Consider the following 18,763-nt stretch of genomic DNA (forward strand, 5'->3'; position numbering starts at 1 on the left):
AATACTTTTACTATTTTTTAGCTGGCGTAGTCATGATAAAATCTTTCAGGTAATAAGGTTCAAAATAAGCGACATCTGCGGTGTCGTTTATTTTGTATTTATCATAACTAATTTTACTCATTGCTGCTGCTGAAGGGTATTTGATGTCTTCTAAAAAAACAAAATTCTCCTTAGTCAGGACTGGCTTGCATTTTTCGGCACAATCGCCAACAAAATAAACAGTTTCAGTAATATCCTGAAACGAATTTTCATCTATCACTTCTGCCTGAACGGGTCTTTCGGTTTCTAATCCCGCGCTAAAAACGGCACTGTATACTTCCATTCTTCTCGCATCCAGCATTGGAATGATTTTTCCATCTGAAATTTTAGCCTGAGAGGCCAAAGTCAGTAAGGTGTCTACCGCAATCAATGGGATACTTAATGCAAAACACAGCCCTTTTGCTGCAGAAACGCCAATTCGCAAGCCGGTATAAGATCCCGGCCCCTGGCTTACGGCTATTGCTGCCAAATCATGTACGGAAGTCCCTGATTCTTCAAGTACTTCTTCAATAAAAACATGTAATTTTTCGGCGTGTGAATAACCTTCTTCAGCAATTTCTTTACATAAAATGGTTTCACCATTTTTTGCAATTGACACAGAACAATTTTTCGTAGCCGTTTCGATATTGAGAATAAGAGACAATATGTTTATATTTAAAATTAAAAAATTACGTAAAGACAAAAGTCAAAGCAAATGTAAATATCCAAAATAAGAGAGTAGCCAAACATAAATTTACGATTAAAAATCCTAAATAGATGAACAGCTTTCTGCCTACGGAAAAACAAACATATTCTTCGCTGTAATATTTTGTTTTGTACATTTTATAGTGCGCGTATACAACAAATATCGCTGCCCCGATAAAACCTCCAAAAAGGCTGAAAAGTATTTCTTGAGTAGGTCCGCAGCTAAGTGCAATAATCATATTCTGATTGAATTATTTCTTAGCCGAATCTGCCTTTTTAAGCTTTACTTTATCTCCGGAATTCAAATCCTTGGAAACCGTTGTGTAAGGTCCGGTAATTACGACATCACCAGCTTTCAAGCCAGACATTACTTCTATATTGGTATCATCCTGAATACCCGTTTTGATAATTCTGATTTTGGCTTTATTTCCTGATTTCACAAACACACATTCGAATTTTTTATCGCTTTTTGGTGCTGCTTTTTTATCTTCACCAGGATCTTCTACTTTAAAATCTTTTACCGCTGTGGTATCGGATTTTACAACAACAGAACTAATTGGCACTGCCAAAACATTCGATTTTGTTTTTGTAATAATATCAACTGTTGCCGTCATTCCAGGTCTGAAAGGCGAATATGTATCTGGCTTGCCTTCTAGTAAATCCTGATAAGATTCTTTTAAAATTCTAACCTTAACCTTGAAATTTGTTACCTGATCTGATGTTAATGTACTGCTTGCAGAGTTGGAAATACTGGTTACGATTCCTTTAAATTTTTTCTTTAAATAAGCATCAACTTCAACATTTGCTTCGTCTCCAATTTTAATTTTTACGATATCATTTTCATTTACATCAACTTCAACTTCCATATTGTTAAGGTTTGCTACTCTCAACAACTCTGTTCCTGCCATTTGTTGCGTTCCTAAAACTCGTTCGCCAAGCTCTACATTCAATACAGAAATAGTTCCGTCAGCAGGAGCATAAATGGTAGTTCTCCCTAAGTTGTCTTTTGCTTCATTTACAGATGCAGCAGCACTTTGAACTGTAAAATAGGCATTTTGTTTCGTTGCTTTAGCGACTTCAAAAGAAGCAATTGCTTTATCCCAATCTGACTTTGAAATAACACCTTTATCATACAAGGTTTTATTTCGGTCGTAATTTGCTTTTGCCTCTTTATAAGATGCATCAGATTGTGTTAAACCTGCCTTTGTTCCAGACAGATTGGATACGGAACGGTTATAGCTTGAGGTATATAAATCAGGATTTATTTTAACTAATAAATCTCCTTTTTTAACTACCTGACCTTCTTTTACATTTAACAAAATAATCTCACCCGAAACTTCCGGTGAGATTTTTACTTCAATTTCAGGTTGAATTTTTCCTGTTGCAGAAACGGTCTCAACAATAGTTGAAGCTGTTACTTTAGAAATTTCTACTTCTTTTCCTTCATCCTTATTTCCTATTGCTCCCGATTTCGAAAGACCAATTAAAATGGCAATAAAAATTATTGCACCACCCACTAAGAAATAAATTGTTTTTTTTGACATAGTAAATTATTTTGTGATAATTGGAATAATTGGAATTCCAAAGTAGAATTCAAGTATTTTAATTTTAAAAATATAATCGTATTTCGTTCTTATAACATCTGACTGCGCATTGGTTAACAACGTTTGTGCTTGTGTAAAATCAAATGAGTTCATTAAACCTACATCGTATTTTTCTTTCGCATAATTATATGCCTGCTGTCTTGCCTCTAAAGTTACCGTTGAAGATTCATAAGTATTTAAAGCTCCTTTAGCATCTGTAAAAGCGGTGTAAACATTACGCTGCAAATCTAAACTTTTTTGCTCTAAATCTATTTTAGATTTTTCAAAACTTACTTTATTACGCTCCACATTATTTTTGGCAGAGAACCCATTAAAAATTGGAACATTTAATTGAAATCCAAAATTATGACCTTTATTATCGCTAAATTGGGTAAAAATAGGATCCGGGCCAAAAGTAATCGGGTTACCGTTTGCATCTAATCCGGTTCTGTCACTGTAACTGGCACTGGTACTAAATTGATAAAATCCTTTAAGTGTAGGCTGATAAGCTCCTTTTGCAATCGAAACATTTTTTTCGGCAATTTCCAGATTGGTTTGTGCTATTTTTAAATCTGTTCTTATTTCTTTGGCTTTGTTGTATATATCATCCGGACTTTGCAAAAGGATGCCGTTTTCATCTTTAGCATTCGTATCATCAATTACATCAAAATCTGTAAAATCTTTTAATTGTAACAACTGGGCCAAGCTTAATTTAGAAATCAACAAACTATTTTCAGCCACAATAATTGCCTGCTGATCTGTTGCATTAGTAGCTTTTAAATCAAATAAATCACCACGCGGAATTGTTCCTGCATTGACCATTTCTTCAGAACGGGCCAAACGTTTCTGATCAATAGAAAGCTGTTCTTTTTTTACTTTTAAATTTTCTTTGTTAAAAAGAATTTCCAGAAACGCATTGGCTACATTTAAGGAGACATCTTCCTGCATTTTAACCAATTGATATTGTGACGAGATAATAGAAAGCTTCGCTCTTCTGTACGTATTTTGATTTTGCAATCCTTTATATATATCAACACCTGCATTCACTCCTAATGAAGAATATTGGGTGGTTTGGGTGGTCGCAATATTGGTAACCGGGTTAACGTTCAAACCAATATTCCAGGAGTGGGAAGCATTTCCGTTTACTGATGGAAGGTAACTTCCTAATGCCCCTCTTTTATCAATTACCGCATTTTTTACATCTAGTTCTGATAATTTTATCGTTATATTATTATCCAATGCATAACGAACACATTCTTCTAATGTCCATTGTTTTGTCTGTGCCTGGCCTGATAAACCAAACCCAAACAACACAGCAAAAACAAGACTATTATATTTATTTATTTTCATATATTTTGAATGAAGCACAGTAAAGATACTGCACAAATTTAACATTTTTTAAAACTGCAAAACCTCTTTTTTGCGTTCGGATTATTTTTTCTCACCTTCAGTAATCAAACCCTGATTCCAGATTTTGATTTTATCTGATTTTTTGATCCCGCTTTTCACCTGAACATATATTCCGTCACTCACTCCCAAAACTAGATCTTTTCTTTGAAATTTCTGAGGAGCAGTTTCAATTTCAACATAAGGTTTTTGTGTTTTCTTGTCAAATTGAACCAGCGATTCTTTTATGGCCAGCACTTTATCCGCTTTTTCTAAAATAATGGAAGCATTGGCACTTAAGCCGGCTCTGATAAAAGTTGCATCCCTGTTTTCTAAAGAAGCTTTTATTTCAAACTGAATCGCACCATTTTCTACTACGCCTTTTGGAGCTATATCTGTTAAAACTGCGTCAAATTTTTTGTTTTCAATAGCACCCACTGTAATTTCAATCGGCATTCTTTCTTTGATTTTACCAACCTCAGATTCGTCAATTTTTCCAACAAAAATCATTCTTCCCACATCGGCAACACTTGCAATTGTAGTTCCTTCATTAAAATTATTACTTTCAATCACCTGATTTCCTACTTTTACCGGAACTGCTAAAACCATTCCGTTTACCGTTGAACGAATTAGGGTATTGGCATAACTTCCTAAAGAAGTTGTTGTTCCTGTTTTTACGATATCCAAACTTTGTCTTGCTGCTGAATAATTTTGCTTAGCCTGGGTATAAGCCAGTTGTGCAGCATCAAAATCGTTGGCCGAAATAACATCTTTATCGAACAACGTTTTTTGTCTTTTGTAAATTTTCTCCTGATTATCTAAAGCAATTTTAGCGGTTTGCACCTGATTTTGCGTGCTGCTTACATTAGAGACATTGGCCACAACCCTGATTTTTGCAATCATATCACCTGCCTTGATTTTTTCACCTGCCTTGATATACACTTCCTCGATAATTCCCGAAATGTTTGGCTTGATTAGAACCTCTTCGTCGGGCTGAATATTACCGGTGGCAATAGTATTTTTTACAATCGTTTTAATTTCTGCTTTTTCAGTTTTGAAGACAATTGGTGACTCCTGATTTTTAGCGTATAAATAATATAATGCGCCAAAGAAAACTACAGCAATAAAAATTAAAATAGTTACTGTTACTCCTTTTTTCATTTGTTTTTGGTTTAATCGATTATTTTTTGATTGATAATTCTATTCTGTTCGCAAAGCATCAATAGGCTTTACATTAATTGCGGTCTGCGCCGGAATAAATCCTGCTAACAAACCAGATCCTACTAATATTAACAAAGCAACAAATACAACTCCTAAATCTACAGTTGGATTTGCAAACATGGTATTACTTCCGGGCGGCATCGAATCTAATACTATATTTAAAATTGCTATAACCCCGGTTGCGACAGCAATACCAAACATTCCTGAAATAATGGTCAGAAAGATAGACTCTGACAAAATCTGACCTCGAATTGCTGCAGGAGTAGCTCCCAAAGCTCTTCGGATTCCGATCTCTCTTGTACGCTCTTTAACTACAATTAGCATAATATTCGAAATTCCGATAACACCGGAAATCAGCACCAAAGTTCCTACAAAATAAGCAATGATTTTTAAAATAGAGAATAAACTTCGAACTTTATTGAATTGGTCATACAAATCAAAATTTCCAACGGCCCTCTCATCTGCCGGATTGACAGAATGAAGTGATTTAATAATCTCTAAAATTTTAGGTTTTAAATCGGTTATAGAAGCCTCATCTTTTGCAGTAAGTGCCATCCAGCCCACTTTGTCTCCATAATTAAACGCTTGTTGAAAAGTGGTAAACGGAATAAATATATTTTTTTGTTCCTGTTCTGCATTTCCTCCTTGCTGTTTAAAATTATAAACCCCAACAACCATAAAATTAATTCCGTTGATTTTTACATAAGTACCAATAGCGTCCTCCTCTTTTCCATACAATTCAGAAATAACCCCTTTCCCTATCACGGCAACCTTTCGTTTTTCAAGAATATCCTGTTGATTTACAAAGCGACCTTTAATGATATCCATCGGTTGCTGTTTGACGAGCTCCGGATAATCACCATATATTGTAAATGCAGACGTCTTTGTACCGCGAACCACATTATTGGATCCATTAAAATCTCCTAATTGATTTCTTGGAGAAACATATAACAAATCCGGCAAAGCCGCTTTTAAAGCCGCTACATCACTATTTCTAAAATTATACTTACGGGTTTTAGGCAATCCTTTATAGGCTTTTGAAGTTGTTTGACTCCACATAAACATGGTATTTGTGGCAAATCCATCAAAACCTTTTCTGATACCATTTTCCAAACCGTTAGCGGCTGCCAGTAATATTACCAAAATAAATATACCCCAAAACACACCAAAAGCAGTTAACGCTGTCCTGAAAACATTCGCTGTTAAAGCTTGTAAAATCTCATCCCAATTATCTTTCTTAAACATAATTATTCGTCTCTAAGTGCTACAATAGGTCTTATTTTGGCGGCTCTGTACGCAGGAAAAAATCCTGCCAGCGCACCTGCAAATACAAGTAAAATAAGTGTCGATAATGCCACATTGAAATCTACTTCAGGATTCTGGAAATATTCACTCTGCACCATTGGTCCAACAAATTCCAGCAATAATAAACTTGCCAGCAACCCAACAAAACCAGCAATGGTGGTTATAAAAATGGACTCGTGCAATATCATCGAAATAATAGAAAATGGAGAAGCTCCCAGGGCTTTTCTAATTCCAATTTCTTTTGTTCTTTCTTTAACTATAATCAGCATAATGTTACTTACTCCCACAACTCCGGCAATAATGGTACAAATACCAACCCACCAAAAAAACAATCTGATATAGAGATTTAAATCATAAAATTGTTTCACATCTTTAACTGAATTATAAGCATTTATTCCACCGTCATCATCAGGAGCTACCATGTTTTTACTTTGCAGTAATGCTTTTAAATCACTGGTAAATTTCTCAGATTGAGCTAAAGCTTCATCATAATTATCTGTCTTTTTTAAGGTAAAAAAAAGATTGCTTATCTTGTCTCCTCCACCATATGCTCTTTGTACAGTGGTTTTAGGCAAATAAGCCCTTGCTTCTTCTCTTTCTCCTCCCGGATCTGTAAAAACACCTACTACTTTAAAATTTACATTGTTGATCGAAACTTCCTTACCCAAAGGATCTTTTTCTTTAAATAAATCTGTCTTTATTTTCATTCCAATAGCAGCAACTTTTTCATTGTGCGCCAAATCATTACTATTCAAAAATCTTCCTTGAACAATAGTAATATTCTCAACTGCAGCATAATCAGGATCTACTCCTTTGTATTGATAACTTCCTGATTCTTTTCCATACGTAAATGAAGCACCCCAGAAGTCATATGAAGCAGATCTTAAATCCAGTTTATCTTCAAATTTTTGAACAGACTGAGAATAATCACTATTCCTAAACTGAATTTGCCTGCCTGGATTTAAACCCTTGTATTCTTTAGTTGTTGTTCCTGACCAAACCTGAATAAGTCCAGATGCATCACGCTCGAATTGTTTTTCAATCCCGTTCTGAAGTCCTTTACCGGCGCCCAGCAATATCACCAAAATAAAAATTCCCGAAGCTACAGAAATCCCGGTCAGAAAAGTTCTTAACCTGTTTTTCGAAATGGCTTCAAATATTTCCTGCCAGCGTTCAATATTAAACATAAGATGTAGCTCTAACTTGTTCTACCATTTTATCGTCGATAATTAATCCGTCTTTAAGGACCACATTTCTTTTGCACATTGCGGCAATATCCGGCTCATGGGTAACGATCAGGATTGTTTTACCTTCATCGTTAATTCCCTGAATAAGTTCCATTACTTCATAGGAAGTTTTGGTATCTAAAGCTCCTGTTGGCTCATCTGCTAACAATACTTTTGGGTTGGAAGCCAATGCTCTCGCAATAGCAACACGTTGTTTCTGACCTCCGGAGAGTTCATTTGGCAAGTGGTGTGAATGCGATCCTAAACCCACTTTCTCCAAATATTTCATCGCTATATCGTAACGTTCTTTTCTTTTTACTCCCTGATAATACAAGGGCATAGCAACGTTGTCAAGTGCGGTTTTGTAATTGATTAAATTGAAAGACTGAAAAACGAATCCTAAAAATTTATTACGATATTTTGAAGCTATCGTTTCGTTCAGGTTTTTTATTGGTGTTTTATCTAAAATATAACTCCCTGAATCGGCCTCATCAAGAATTCCCAAAATATTAAGAAGTGTGGACTTACCGGATCCCGAAGAACCCATAATCGCTACCAGTTCCCCTTCTGCGATATTAAAATTAATCCCTTTTAACACATGTAATTGTGAACTTCCCATTTTATAGGACTTGTGCAAATCTTTGATTTCGATCATGGATTGTTAAATTTAAAAACAATAATAACATTTTTTATAAGTAATTTACCATAAGAAAACGTTAATAATTCCGTTTAGTTATTACAATAAGACTCAATTCCTTATCAATTGTTACACTTTTTAAGATAATATAATTCTTTTCTTAATTTTGCATCAATAAAAAAAATCCCAACGATGAAGTTTTTGTCCATTATCTCTTTATTTACAGTACTTACAGCCGTTACAAGCTGTTCTACCTCCCAGAAATTAGAAACTTTAAAACCGGAGCCGGACGATGCAAGTCCGCTGGTTTACGATAGTAATCCCTCTTTTATAAACTTACCGATCACGGTTAAGCTTAATGATATTGAAAACCAGACGAATTCAATTTTAAATGGTTTAATTTATGAAGACAACAATATCGAAGATGATGATATTGAAATGAAAATCTGGAAACTGGCTCCAATAAAAATTCAAAATGATCCTGCCAATCCGGATAAAAAGATAAAAACGATTCTGCCTCTAAAAGCAACTGTTAAATACAGGATCGGCACCAAAAAACTGGGGATTGAACTTTATGATGTCCGCGAATTTAATTTAAACGGAGTGATCACATTATCAAGTGAAGTAGCGCTGACTAACTGGAAGTTAAACACCAAAACCGAATTCAAATCGCTGGACTGGAATGAGAGCCCGACGATGATGGTTTTTGGAAAAAGCCTTCCTATCACTTATTTAGTAAATCCGGCGATTTCCATTTTTAAATCCAAAATTGAAAAAAGCATAGATGATGCTATTGAGAAATCGATGGATTTTAAACCGAATGTCTTAGCCGCTTTAGAAAAAATATGTACGCCTTTTCAAATGAGTGATACTTACGAAAGCTGGTTACGAATTGTTCCTGTCGAAGTTTATTCTACGAGTGCCAAACTTAAAAACGATCAGTTTTTACTGGATATGGGGATGAAATGTAACATGGAAACCATCGTTGGTAAACAGCCTGAATCTAAATTTAATGCCAGCAAAATTGTTTTGAAACCCGTAGCCAAAATTCCAAATCAGATTTCTGCGAATATTGCCGCCATTTCGACTTATATGGACGCTTCTAAAATCATGACCAAAAATTTTGCCGGTCAGGAATTTGGATCGGGCAGTAAAAAGATTACCGTAAAAAATGTAGCCATCTGGCATAAAAACGACAAAATGGTAATTGCCCTGGATGTTTTAGGATCCATAAACGGAACCATTTACCTGAACGGATTTCCACAATACAACCCACAAACCAAAGAGATCTATTTTGACAAATTAGATTATGTATTAGACACTAAAAGTAAATTAATGCGCACCGCAAGCTGGCTCGCTCAAGGATTGATACTAAGAAAAATGGAAGAAAGCTGTCGTTATTCGATACAGCCTAACTTAGAAGAAGGTAAAAAAAGCATGGCTGCCTATCTTAAAAACTACTCTCCTATGCCGGGTGTTTTTGTAAACGGAAAAATGGAAGATATCCAATTTGATAAAATTCAGCTCACCAATCAGGCGATTATCGCTTTCATCAAAATAAACGGAACGGTAAATGTATCGGTTGACGGATTAAAATAAGGAACAAAAAAAAGGCAGAATATTTATTCTGCCTTTTTCTTTTTTGACTGGTACATTCTGTAGATAAGGATTCCAATTACGCCAACCAATAAATAGGGAATTACCATCAGGTAAACAATTCCGTCGTTTACAGCCTCTGCTTTTTTAATGTTACTGTCACCTGCCAAAGCAGCACGACACATCGCACATTGGGCGTTTGCGCTCAGAGAAAAGAAAACAGAGATAAGAAAATAGAAGCATTTCGTTGAGAAAAAATTCACGAATCTATTTCTATTTGCCATCCTATTTTCTTTATTCTTTATTCTATTTTCCATTTTAAACATAATAAGGAGAGATCATTAGGTATACTACGACACCGGTTACAGCAACGTACAACCAAAGCGGAAATGTTATTTTAGCTATTTTTTTATGTCTGTCAAAACTCTGGGACAAAGCCCTTACATATGAAATCAATACCAATGGAATGATTGCAACTGACAATAAAATATGAGTAATTAAAATAAAGAAATACACATAACGTATTGCGCCTTCACCACCAAATTTAGTAGAATCAGAAGTCATATGGTACGCTACATACATTACCAAAAATGCAACCGACAATGCAATGGCAAAAGTCATTAAGCGCTCGTGAAGTTTACGTTTTCCTTTTTTAATAGCCAATACAGCCCAAACCAAAACAATAGCCGTAACACCGTTTGTAGCAGCGTAAATTGGAGGCAGGAACGAAAGAGGTTCTACCTGTATTCCCAAATCCTTTAATTTAACCCCAAATAAAATAGCAACTACAAGCGGAATCACAATGGATACTGCAACGATAAATTTGCTAAACTTTTTTTCTAATGACTGATCTTCCATTTTATTCTGCTAATAATATTTTAATGTCTTCCTGAATATCTCTAACTCCTTTTTTATCTAATCCGTCGTAATATAAAATCGGATTTCCGAAATCATCTTTACGACAACGAATATTTCCATCTTTATCGATTAAAGCAAATAAACCGGAATGCTCAAAACCACCGTTAACTTTAGCGTTCTCTCCGGCATACAGATTAAATCCTTTATTTGACAAATCCATAATGGTAGCTTTATCACCCGTCAGGAAATTCCAATTGGAAGATTTTACACCCAATAATTTAGCGTGGTCTTTCAGAATTTGTGGTGTATCATGTCCCGGATCGATCGTAATGGAAACGATTCCAAAGTTAGGATTTCCAAAAAAGGTTTTTTCTATTTCCAGCATGCTCAAATTCATCTTTGGACAAATAGAAGGACAGGTAGTAAAGAAAAACTCCAATACGTATACTTTTCCTTTATACGTTTCATTTGAGACTTTAAGGTTATCCTGATTGGTCAGTTCAAATTTAGGTGCCGGACCAATTGTCAGTAATTTGGTATCTGATTTTGAACTTTTAAGGCCAACATTGTCCAGACGGTTTCCTTTTACCACTTCTCCATTTTTTACTCTGTCTACTATTTTTGGAATAGCGTAAATTCCGAAGATTAAAATGATAAATGAAATTCCGATATATGATTTGTTTTTAAACATTATGATTGAAATTTAAAGTTGTTTAGTAGCATTGTGATTCTTTTTAAGGGCAGCACGATATTCATACAGAATAATTTTAAAATCATCCAGCATCTCATTGCTCAACTCAGACGGATGAAAAGTATCATATCCTTCCTTATAGTCCTTTTTCTCTTTTCTGCCTCTTAAATTTCTTTCTTTGTCAATGATATAAACATAGGAGGTTCCTAAATCATCGTTCAGCTTTCCTTTTAAATTTAGCTGCTTATAAAAGGTTTTGATTTCATCAGGTGAAGCGAAAATAAAATTCCACCCTGAGACATCTGTAAAGGGCTTTAATGCATCTACGAGTTTCTGAGCTTCTTTTTCTGTCCCTAACGGACAAAGCACCACAAACTGAAGATCTTCAAAACCATGGTACCGTTTATAAATCTTTTCATTTAAATTGAAATAATTACCACGATTGTTTAAAATATCAGCACCTGAAAAACCCAAAACCGTTATCTTTTTATCCAGGGATACTTTTTTGCCGTCTAAAGATTTCCAATTGCCAAAATCAGCAATCTTAGGTGTTATGACGGGGAGCTTTGTAAAACTATTTACTCCGGATGCAAAAAACAAATAGGCAACGATTGGCAAAACAAAAAGTACGAAGAGAACGATATTTTTTTTCATTATTTCGGTAGAAGTTATTGAGGTACAAAAATAAAAAAAGCTCCGCAAAACGGAGCCTCTTTTCGAATTAATATCATGTTAAAAATTCCATTTAATAGTAGAATCTTTAAAAACCCCATAAATATAATGTCCTTCTGTCAACAGAATAAACAATAAATATAATACCAGGAAAATAACTGGTGATACAACAGACCATCTAAGGCTGCTTTTTTCACCTTCCATGTGCATGAATGCCCATACAATATAATATGCTTTGAATATTGTTAAGATATAAAATATCCAGTTCAATAAGTTCAAACCTAAAAAATGATTAAATTCTAAACTTTCAGGCTTAATAATACCTAAAATCACTTCTACTGTAGTTACTGCAGACAATAATGCAAAAACAAACCAGATTCTTTTTGTATTTGATACGTGCTCGTGTGACATAATAATTAAAATCTAAAATTAAACTAAGTAGAAAACTGTAAATACAAATACCCAAACTAAATCGACAAAGTGCCAGTATAAACCCACTTTCTCTACCATTTCGTAACTTCTTCTTTTTTCGTAAGTTCCAACCAACACATTAAAGAAAATAATGATGTTAATAATGATCCCTGAAAATACGTGGAAACCGTGGAATCCTGTAATGAAGAAAAAGAAATCAGCAAATAATTTACTTCCGTATTCGTTTCTGGTTAAGTTTGCTCCTTCTACTACATATTTTGCATCGTTTAGACGAGATTCAGATTCTGCTCTTGTCAAAACTGTTTTTTTCTTTTTCGCAGTAAGATTCTCTGTTCTGATTAACAAATCGGGGTGCGCTTTAAAACCTGCCTGAATCTCAGCAACTGAATAAGTTGGTGTTGACTCTGCATCTTCCATAAACCACATACCTTCTGCTCTTGTAAGGGCTACTCTTTGTTCCGGTAATTTTACAGCAAACTCTTCAAGAGCTACTCTTTTACCTTCTTTATCCACAAACTGCAACAGGCTTCCTCCTTTTGTTTCTACTGCGCCATATTCCCCTTTAATGAAGTTTTTCCATTCCCAGGCTTGTGATCCAACGAAAATGATACCTCCAATAATAGTTAAGAACATGTAAATTGCAACTTTTGTTTTTTTCAATTGATGACCTGCATCAACAGCCAAAACCATCGTTACAGAGGAGAAAATCAAAATAAAAGTCATTAAGGCTACATAATACATCGGAGCCGAAACGCCGTGCATAAATGGGAAGTGAGTAAACACTTCATCAGCCAAAGGCCATGTTTCAATAAATTTAAATCTAGAAAAACCATAAGCAGCAAGGAATCCAGAGAATGTCAGGGCATCAGATACGATAAAAAACCACATCATCATTTTACCATAACTTGCTCCTAATGGCTGGATATCTCCGCCTCCCCAAGTTTTTTCTTCGTTATTTGCAGTAGTAACTGTCGCTTCCATAAAAGATATTCGTTAAAAAGTTCCCAAATTTACGTTTTTTTCTTATTTAAAGAAATATAAAAATAAAAATAAATATACCCATAATAAATCCAAAAAGTGCCAATACATCGCACCTAGTTCTATACCAAGAGTTTGAGTCGAATTGTATTTTTGTTTAAAATGATTATAAATTATAATTAAAAGTGAAATCAACCCTCCAGCCAAGTGTAATAAGTGCGTAACCGTTACCACATAAAGAAAAGTTGTAGTAATAGAACTACCTTCTCCTGTAAAATAATAACCGCTTTTTACGATTTGCCCAAAACCAGCAAACTGTAAAACTACAAATAAAATCCCTAAAGCCAATGTTCCCAAAAGCAATGTTGTAGTGGCGCTTCTGTTATCTTTCTGAATTGCTTTTTTAGCCAGATAAAAAGTCACACTGCAAGCCATAATCACCACCGTACTGTAATAAAATGCTGACGGCAGCTCGAAATTCTTCAACCAGTCTGCTCTGGATTTACTCACCACAAAGGCACTTGTAAGTCCCGCAAACATCATGGTCATACTGACCATCGCGAACAACAAAATCAGTTTTGCCGATTTTGCTTTCGTCACCTGTTCTTCGCTTATTTTCATTGTCATTTCCATAACCTATCTTAAAAATTTATCTACTATATATACAATTTGTAATAATGAAATATACGACACACTGACCAACATCAATGTTCTTGCAGCTTTTGCTGTGCGCAGCTGATACAGTCGTACGGCATAAAACAACATCCAAAATCCCAGCAAAAACACTAAAATCGCAGCAATTGGCGTAATAAACAATTGCCCTGTATATCCTAAAACGGGTAATAAAGAAGCGATTATCAGCCAAATGGTATACAACATAATCTGCATCGCGGTTCCTTTATCTTTTTTTCCTGTCGGAAGCATAAAGATACCTGCTTTCTCATAGTCTTCGTATAAAAACCAGCCAATTGCCCAAAAATGCGGAAATTGCCAGAAAAACTGAATCAAAAATAAAGTTCCGGCTTCTATACCGAAATCTCCTGTTGCAGCAACCCATCCTAACATAAAAGGAATTGCCCCCGGAAAAGCCCCTACAAAAACAGATAACGAAGTTACCGTTTTTAAAGGTGTATATACGCTTGTGTATAAAAAAATTGAAATCGCGGCAAACATTGCCGATTTTGCATTTATGGTGTACAGCAACGATATCCCGATTATGGTGAGCAAACTTGCTACAGCCAAAGCCATTTTTGAAGACATACGCCCCGAAGGAACCGGACGGTTTTTGGTACGATCCATTAACGCATCTATATCTTTTTCAATTACCTGATTAAAAGCGTTTGATGCACCGACCATGCAATAACCGCCAATTGACAGTACTGCCAGAACACTCCAGCTAAAAGGGTGTTCAGCATTTACACCTAACAAATATCCCGCAATAGAAGAAAACAAAACACTAATGGCTAAACCCGCTTTAGTGATTTCTTTGAAATCGAGAAATATTGATTTTAATGAAAATGTATTTTTAGTAGCGCTCAATATGGTGATTGTTTGAATATTTTTTTTGAGTGGTGCAAATGTACAAATTGATTATAGAATCAGAACCTATAAAATTAGATTTTTTTCAATAAAACCTTTACAAAATAAGGACTTGCAGATTTTTAACACAATCATTTCGAAAAATCTTATTAAATATCCTAGTAATCAAAATACCAGTTAAAGATATCAGAACGAAGTCCTATCGTAAACCAGGTGGTACTTTGCTTAAAAGTAGTTGCCGTTTCCTGTGTAGGATCAAAATTCCTGTAAATAAAACTTCCGAAGAATTTCAGATTGGTCATTGGGTTTATTAAATAACCTGCCTGAATATCTGCAATAAAAATACTTGTTTTATTACCCTGACCTACTTTTACTCCTTTGTCGTACGGACGTTTTTCGTCATAATCTTTATAAATGTTTCCACCGTAATTAAAGCTGTCTTCTGCTGTATCAAAATCCAAACCTCTGGTGCCCACAGTAAATTTGGCATCGGCATAATAACGTCCTGTATGGTAACGCCCGATTGCTACAAGCTCTTCAAAATTTCCTCCCCATTGATGCCCCATGCTTTGATTATTATGCGCATAATTAGTAAGTGGCACACTATGCGAATACACATACGGACGTACATGATTGTATTCGACCTGCAACAACAAATCCTTTACTTTAAACGCATTAAAGTATTTGGCACCAATTTGATATCCGATTTTATTTTTCCAGCTGTTATCGCCCGCTTTTACATCTCCGAATGAAAATTCGTCAATCAAAAGCTGACCGTATAAATTAACCTGATTGTTCCACTTGTATTTTGAAGTAATCGCTAAAAGCGCATTACCACTTTTGGAAGACGATGTAAATTCAACAGTACGATAAAAAATAATCGGATTCACGAAATTAACATCAAAACCTCTGTTATTGGTATCTGCCCAGACAACGGATTCAAAAAAGCCTAAATTCAGTTTATTCGAAACATTCCAGCTCAGATAATGATTGGCCATAAATTTTGTCGCATATGTTCTTTCGACTGTTACATCGGGGCGAACATCTTTAAGCCACATATAGGTGTTGGTATATTTAATTTTCCAGAAGTTTGTATTAATTTTAAAATACGGATACGGGTTCGCTCCGTCACTTTCAATCAGTGAACGATATCCATCTCCGATAAAATTTCGGCCATATCCTAATTGCAAATCAAAAAACTTGCTTGGAGCATACGTAATATTGGCTTCCGCTAAAGGAAAATCGTAAGCGTCTGTTTTAAATCTTTTGGCAATTCCGATTCCGGGTACAATCGCAGGATTTCCTCCTGAAGGTTTTATCGATTCTGCATAATCATTAAAATAACCTGCAAATCGTCCCTGGCTTTCAAAAATTGTGGTGGTAAAATTAATCTGTTTCCCTAAACCTCCTCTGAAATTCAGCGCTCGCGTATTCACATAAGTAGACGGATCAATATCGGATGCTTTACCCATTTGTAAATCAAGAATAGGATTTAAGGCCAGCCAATAATCTTCTCCCTGAATCTGAACCAGATTCTCATTCCAGAATTTCCTTCCTAACCAGCCGGATGTTTTTTTCTGAAGCGATTCATTTACCGCTTTTAAATTGTAATATTTTGAAACCTCAGCATACTTATAAGGTTTGGAAGCGGTATGATTATTACTGCCTACCTGATTCATGGCTCCATCAAACTGTGCATAATAGCTATGAGAAAACGGGATATTCAGATGACTTTCGAATTCCGGGTTATTGTATTTTTTATATACAATACTATCCAGTTCCGTCATTGGCTTTTCTAACGGTTTTAAAATCTGAGCCGCTGCCAGCGCTTCTTCTGCAATCTGATCAGCACTTTTTAAAGGTATGTTTATTGTAATGGTGTATTTGGAATATGTTGGCTGTCCATTATAAGTGGATGGCTTTACTTTAGGGAATTTACCAAAAACACGTTTTGACTCCTGAACCAATAGTTCGTCTGCTGCATTTACATAAATCACTTTGAACTCTCCTTTTTCGTCCACTTCAAAAAGAACTTTCACTTCTCCTTTATAATCTGACTGTTTCAGATGCTGGGGAACTTCAAAATTATGAAAGACAAAATCCTGAACTTCTTTGTAAAAACAATTTTCCAGTTTTTTGGATTGCAAATTTTCACAATTAGGAAAAACAGGGAATTGTTCCGATGTAAAAGCAGGTGCAATGGAGGAGTTGTTATTTTCCTGCGAAAAAGCAAATAAGGATGATAATGTAAGAATAAAAGATAAAAAAATCTTATTCACGTAGGTTTGGGTTTTCATTTAATATTGATTTGAGGTATTTTCTCCGTTAGCAATTGCCTTTGCTGCGGAAGTTCCGATGCGTTTTACACCTAAACGGATCATTTCTATGGCTTCATCGTAAGATCGCACGCCACCGGCCGCTTTTACCGGCAAAGGTGATGCATTTTCCAACATCATAATAATAGCAGGGATCGTGGCTCCATTTGGCAAATTATCTTTTTTCTTAAAAAATCCGGTTGATGATTTTACAAATACAGCACTGTAATTTTCTTCTTTAAAATTTGACATTACAACATTTTTTATCAAAGCAGAAAGCTGAATAATTTCTTTATCACTCAAAGCGGCGACTTCAATAATCCATTTTACGGTTTTATTATGTGCCAGTCCGATTTGTGTTCCGATCAGGATTTCTTCCTTCACCAGAGTAGTGTCGCCATTTTTAAAAGCTTCGTAATTGCAAACAAAATCAAGATCATCAGCGCCATTTTCAATCGCTTCGTTGGCTTCTTTTATTTTTGTTTCCAGATTTGATTTACCTTCCGGAAAATCGATAACGGTACCAATAAGCAAAGCCGAATTGGCCTTCGTAATTAATTCTTTCGCCAGAGCAACATATTCGGGCCGAATCATAATGAGCTTAAAACTTTCTGCAATTGCCTCAGCAATCGCTTCTTTAACCACAACAAGATTTTCGGCTTCAGAAAGCCCGGCTTGTGAAGCAGTTTTTAAGTAAGTAGCATCTAAATATTGCTTAACATTCATGATTTTGAAATTACATAGCACCGGCGACAAAAATACATTTAAAATTCAGAAAAAAATACTGTTTATTGCGCTTGATTTTCGGGCAACAAAAAACCCACCGAAGCGGGTCTTTATTTTCTTATATTTTATTGATTTGCTTTTTAAAAGCTATGGCTGTAAAAATTGCGGTTGTACCTCCAATTGTATTGGCTAAAATGTCTGTGACATCTGCTGCCCTGGTGGTCGTAAAAACACTTTGCAGAATTTCTATCGTAATTCCGAAAAAAACCGAAAATATAAACGAAACGAGATAGGCTTTAAAATCATCCGCTTCTTTGCCTTTTAATTCTTTTTTGAAAAACAAAATCCAGGAAATTGTAAATCCGAAATGAAAACAGAAATGTACAATTTTATCTATGCTTGGAAAACTTACTGCAGGAATGTTACTTGAATCTGTGAGACAGAAATACGTTATAACTCCCGAACAGATTATTGCCCAGCAAAGTAATAGTTGTTTAGGCACCGATTAGTTGTTTATAAGCTTCATCAGACAAAAGAGAATCAATTTCTGATGCATCAGCGATTTTTATTTTGATCATCCATCCAGCTCCGTAAGGATCAGAGTTTACCGTTTCAGGTGCACTTTCCAAACTATCATTAAAAGCAATGATTTCTCCTGTCAAAGGCAAGAACAAATCAGAAACTGTTTTTACAGCTTCAACAGTTCCAAAAACCTCATCTTTATCAAGTGTCTGATCTAAAGTTTCTACTTCAACATACACGATGTCTCCTAACTCTTTTTGAGCAAAATGAGTAATTCCTACAGTTGCAACGTCTCCTTCGATGCTAACCCATTCGTGATCTTTTGTGTACTTTAAATTTGCCGGTATGCTCAT

Annotated in this window: 20 protein-coding genes; 1 reads left to right on the forward strand and 19 read right to left on the reverse strand. The window is 35.2% G+C overall.

Translation table 11 applies throughout. The features are described from left to right. Positions 1 to 10: 10 nt before the first annotated feature. The 7 genes from tsaB to EV142_RS00285 all read right to left on the reverse strand — a co-directional run bounded on the left by tsaB (position 11) and on the right by EV142_RS00285 (position 8,099). The gene (tsaB, locus tag EV142_RS00255; protein WP_132031594.1) at positions 11 to 682 is read right to left on the reverse strand and encodes a tRNA (adenosine(37)-N6)-threonylcarbamoyltransferase complex dimerization subunit type 1 TsaB; all 672 of its coding nucleotides are present in this window, start codon (positions 680 to 682) and stop codon (positions 11 to 13) included. A gap of 292 nt (positions 683 to 974) precedes the next feature. Further along, positions 975 to 2,267 (reverse strand): efflux RND transporter periplasmic adaptor subunit, encoded by a 1,293-nt coding sequence (locus tag EV142_RS00260; RefSeq protein ID WP_132031596.1) that lies wholly within the window; start codon positions 2,265 to 2,267, stop codon positions 975 to 977. Positions 2,268 to 2,273: 6 nt separating this feature from the next. Continuing rightward, positions 2,274 to 3,656, reverse strand: coding sequence for a TolC family protein (locus EV142_RS00265; RefSeq protein ID WP_132031598.1), 1,383 nt, complete (start codon positions 3,654 to 3,656; stop codon positions 2,274 to 2,276). Positions 3,657 to 3,737: 81 nt separating this feature from the next. Further along, complete coding sequence (locus EV142_RS00270) at positions 3,738 to 4,853, reverse strand: efflux RND transporter periplasmic adaptor subunit (RefSeq protein ID WP_132031600.1); 1,116 nt, start codon at positions 4,851 to 4,853, stop codon at positions 3,738 to 3,740. Between the two features lie 39 nt (positions 4,854 to 4,892). After that, entirely contained in the window at positions 4,893 to 6,158 is a 1,266-nt protein-coding gene (locus EV142_RS00275; protein ID WP_132031602.1) for an ABC transporter permease, read from the reverse strand. Between the two features lie 2 nt (positions 6,159 to 6,160). Continuing rightward, positions 6,161 to 7,405, reverse strand: a complete 1,245-nt coding sequence (locus tag EV142_RS00280; RefSeq protein ID WP_132031604.1) for an ABC transporter permease — start codon at positions 7,403 to 7,405, stop codon at positions 6,161 to 6,163. Continuing rightward, complete coding sequence (locus tag EV142_RS00285) at positions 7,398 to 8,099, reverse strand: ABC transporter ATP-binding protein (RefSeq protein ID WP_132031606.1); 702 nt, start codon at positions 8,097 to 8,099, stop codon at positions 7,398 to 7,400. The genes EV142_RS00280 and EV142_RS00285 overlap by 8 nt, the downstream gene beginning before the upstream one ends. A 174-nt stretch (positions 8,100 to 8,273) precedes the next feature. On the opposite strand from EV142_RS00285, the gene EV142_RS00290 reads away from it, so the two are divergent. Next, positions 8,274 to 9,680, forward strand: coding sequence for a DUF4403 family protein (locus EV142_RS00290; protein ID WP_132031608.1), 1,407 nt, complete (start codon positions 8,274 to 8,276; stop codon positions 9,678 to 9,680). 23 nt (positions 9,681 to 9,703) lie between these two features. Here the strand turns inward: EV142_RS00290 and EV142_RS00295 are convergent, their stop codons facing one another. From EV142_RS00295 to gcvH, 12 genes are all read right to left on the reverse strand, one after another. Beyond that, positions 9,704 to 9,961 (reverse strand): hypothetical protein, encoded by a 258-nt coding sequence (locus tag EV142_RS00295; RefSeq protein WP_238698616.1) that lies wholly within the window; start codon positions 9,959 to 9,961, stop codon positions 9,704 to 9,706. A 34-nt stretch (positions 9,962 to 9,995) separates the two neighbouring features. Continuing rightward, complete coding sequence (locus tag EV142_RS00300) at positions 9,996 to 10,535, reverse strand: DUF420 domain-containing protein (RefSeq protein ID WP_132031612.1); 540 nt, start codon at positions 10,533 to 10,535, stop codon at positions 9,996 to 9,998. A 1-nt stretch (position 10,536) separates the two neighbouring features. Further along, positions 10,537 to 11,226, reverse strand: a complete 690-nt coding sequence (locus tag EV142_RS00305; RefSeq protein WP_132031614.1) for an SCO family protein — start codon at positions 11,224 to 11,226, stop codon at positions 10,537 to 10,539. 12 nt (positions 11,227 to 11,238) lie between these two features. Further along, entirely contained in the window at positions 11,239 to 11,880 is a 642-nt protein-coding gene (locus EV142_RS00310) for a hypothetical protein (protein ID WP_132031616.1), read from the reverse strand. A gap of 78 nt (positions 11,881 to 11,958) precedes the next feature. Continuing rightward, positions 11,959 to 12,309 carry a cytochrome C oxidase subunit IV family protein gene (locus EV142_RS00315; protein ID WP_127337685.1) on the reverse strand — a complete coding sequence of 117 codons (351 nt, stop codon included), beginning with the start codon at positions 12,307 to 12,309 and terminating at the stop codon, positions 11,959 to 11,961. A gap of 18 nt (positions 12,310 to 12,327) precedes the next feature. Then, complete coding sequence (locus tag EV142_RS00320; protein WP_132031618.1) at positions 12,328 to 13,311, reverse strand: cytochrome c oxidase subunit 3; 984 nt, start codon at positions 13,309 to 13,311, stop codon at positions 12,328 to 12,330. Between the two features lie 42 nt (positions 13,312 to 13,353). After that, positions 13,354 to 13,941: a cytochrome c oxidase subunit 3 gene (locus tag EV142_RS00325; protein ID WP_132031620.1), complete on the reverse strand. Its 588-nt coding sequence runs from the start codon at positions 13,939 to 13,941 to the stop codon at positions 13,354 to 13,356. Positions 13,942 to 13,944: 3 nt separating this feature from the next. After that, the gene (gene cyoE / locus EV142_RS00330; protein WP_132031622.1) at positions 13,945 to 14,847 is read right to left on the reverse strand and encodes a heme o synthase; all 903 of its coding nucleotides are present in this window, start codon (positions 14,845 to 14,847) and stop codon (positions 13,945 to 13,947) included. A gap of 158 nt (positions 14,848 to 15,005) precedes the next feature. Next, a complete protein-coding gene (locus tag EV142_RS00335) occupies positions 15,006 to 17,144 on the reverse strand; it encodes a capsule assembly Wzi family protein (RefSeq protein ID WP_238698618.1) in 2,139 nt (712 codons plus the stop codon). Beyond that, on the reverse strand, positions 17,145 to 17,888 hold the full coding sequence (gene deoC / locus EV142_RS00340; RefSeq protein ID WP_132031624.1) for a deoxyribose-phosphate aldolase: 744 nt from the start codon (positions 17,886 to 17,888) through the stop codon (positions 17,145 to 17,147). Positions 17,889 to 18,006: 118 nt separating this feature from the next. Next, positions 18,007 to 18,390, reverse strand: a complete 384-nt coding sequence (locus tag EV142_RS00345) for a VanZ family protein (RefSeq protein WP_132031626.1) — start codon at positions 18,388 to 18,390, stop codon at positions 18,007 to 18,009. Then, a complete protein-coding gene (gene gcvH / locus EV142_RS00350) occupies positions 18,383 to 18,763 on the reverse strand; it encodes a glycine cleavage system protein GcvH (RefSeq protein WP_056188370.1) in 381 nt (126 codons plus the stop codon). Before gcvH ends, EV142_RS00345 begins: the two co-directional genes overlap by 8 nt.

The organism is Flavobacterium circumlabens, from assembly GCF_004345565.1.
Lineage (GTDB): Bacteria > Bacteroidota > Bacteroidia > Flavobacteriales > Flavobacteriaceae > Flavobacterium > Flavobacterium circumlabens.

What these genes read in the sequence shown, in the direction of transcription:
- EV142_RS00335 (WP_238698618.1), bottom strand. Translation starts at nt 17,144, where the DNA reads ATGAAAACCCAAACCTACGTGAATAAGATTTTTTTATCTTTTATTCTT.
- EV142_RS00275 (WP_132031602.1), bottom strand. Translation starts at nt 6,158, where the DNA reads ATGTTTAAGAAAGATAATTGGGATGAGATTTTACAAGCTTTAACAGCG.
- EV142_RS00305 (WP_132031614.1), bottom strand. Translation starts at nt 11,226, where the DNA reads ATGTTTAAAAACAAATCATATATCGGAATTTCATTTATCATTTTAATC.
- EV142_RS00325 (WP_132031620.1), bottom strand. Translation starts at nt 13,941, where the DNA reads ATGGAAATGACAATGAAAATAAGCGAAGAACAGGTGACGAAAGCAAAA.
- gcvH (WP_056188370.1), bottom strand. Translation starts at nt 18,763, where the DNA reads ATGAGCATACCGGCAAATTTAAAGTACACAAAAGATCACGAATGGGTT.
- EV142_RS00320 (WP_132031618.1), bottom strand. Translation starts at nt 13,311, where the DNA reads ATGGAAGCGACAGTTACTACTGCAAATAACGAAGAAAAAACTTGGGGA.
- EV142_RS00300 (WP_132031612.1), bottom strand. Translation starts at nt 10,535, where the DNA reads ATGGAAGATCAGTCATTAGAAAAAAAGTTTAGCAAATTTATCGTTGCA.
- EV142_RS00280 (WP_132031604.1), bottom strand. Translation starts at nt 7,405, where the DNA reads ATGTTTAATATTGAACGCTGGCAGGAAATATTTGAAGCCATTTCGAAA.
- EV142_RS00295 (WP_238698616.1), bottom strand. Translation starts at nt 9,961, where the DNA reads ATGGCAAATAGAAATAGATTCGTGAATTTTTTCTCAACGAAATGCTTC.
- EV142_RS00265 (WP_132031598.1), bottom strand. Translation starts at nt 3,656, where the DNA reads ATGAAAATAAATAAATATAATAGTCTTGTTTTTGCTGTGTTGTTTGGG.
- EV142_RS00310 (WP_132031616.1), bottom strand. Translation starts at nt 11,880, where the DNA reads ATGAAAAAAAATATCGTTCTCTTCGTACTTTTTGTTTTGCCAATCGTT.
- EV142_RS00270 (WP_132031600.1), bottom strand. Translation starts at nt 4,853, where the DNA reads ATGAAAAAAGGAGTAACAGTAACTATTTTAATTTTTATTGCTGTAGTT.
- EV142_RS00315 (WP_127337685.1), bottom strand. Translation starts at nt 12,309, where the DNA reads ATGTCACACGAGCACGTATCAAATACAAAAAGAATCTGGTTTGTTTTT.
- EV142_RS00285 (WP_132031606.1), bottom strand. Translation starts at nt 8,099, where the DNA reads ATGATCGAAATCAAAGATTTGCACAAGTCCTATAAAATGGGAAGTTCA.
- EV142_RS00260 (WP_132031596.1), bottom strand. Translation starts at nt 2,267, where the DNA reads ATGTCAAAAAAAACAATTTATTTCTTAGTGGGTGGTGCAATAATTTTT.
- EV142_RS00290 (WP_132031608.1), top strand. Translation starts at nt 8,274, where the DNA reads ATGAAGTTTTTGTCCATTATCTCTTTATTTACAGTACTTACAGCCGTT.
- deoC (WP_132031624.1), bottom strand. Translation starts at nt 17,888, where the DNA reads ATGAATGTTAAGCAATATTTAGATGCTACTTACTTAAAAACTGCTTCA.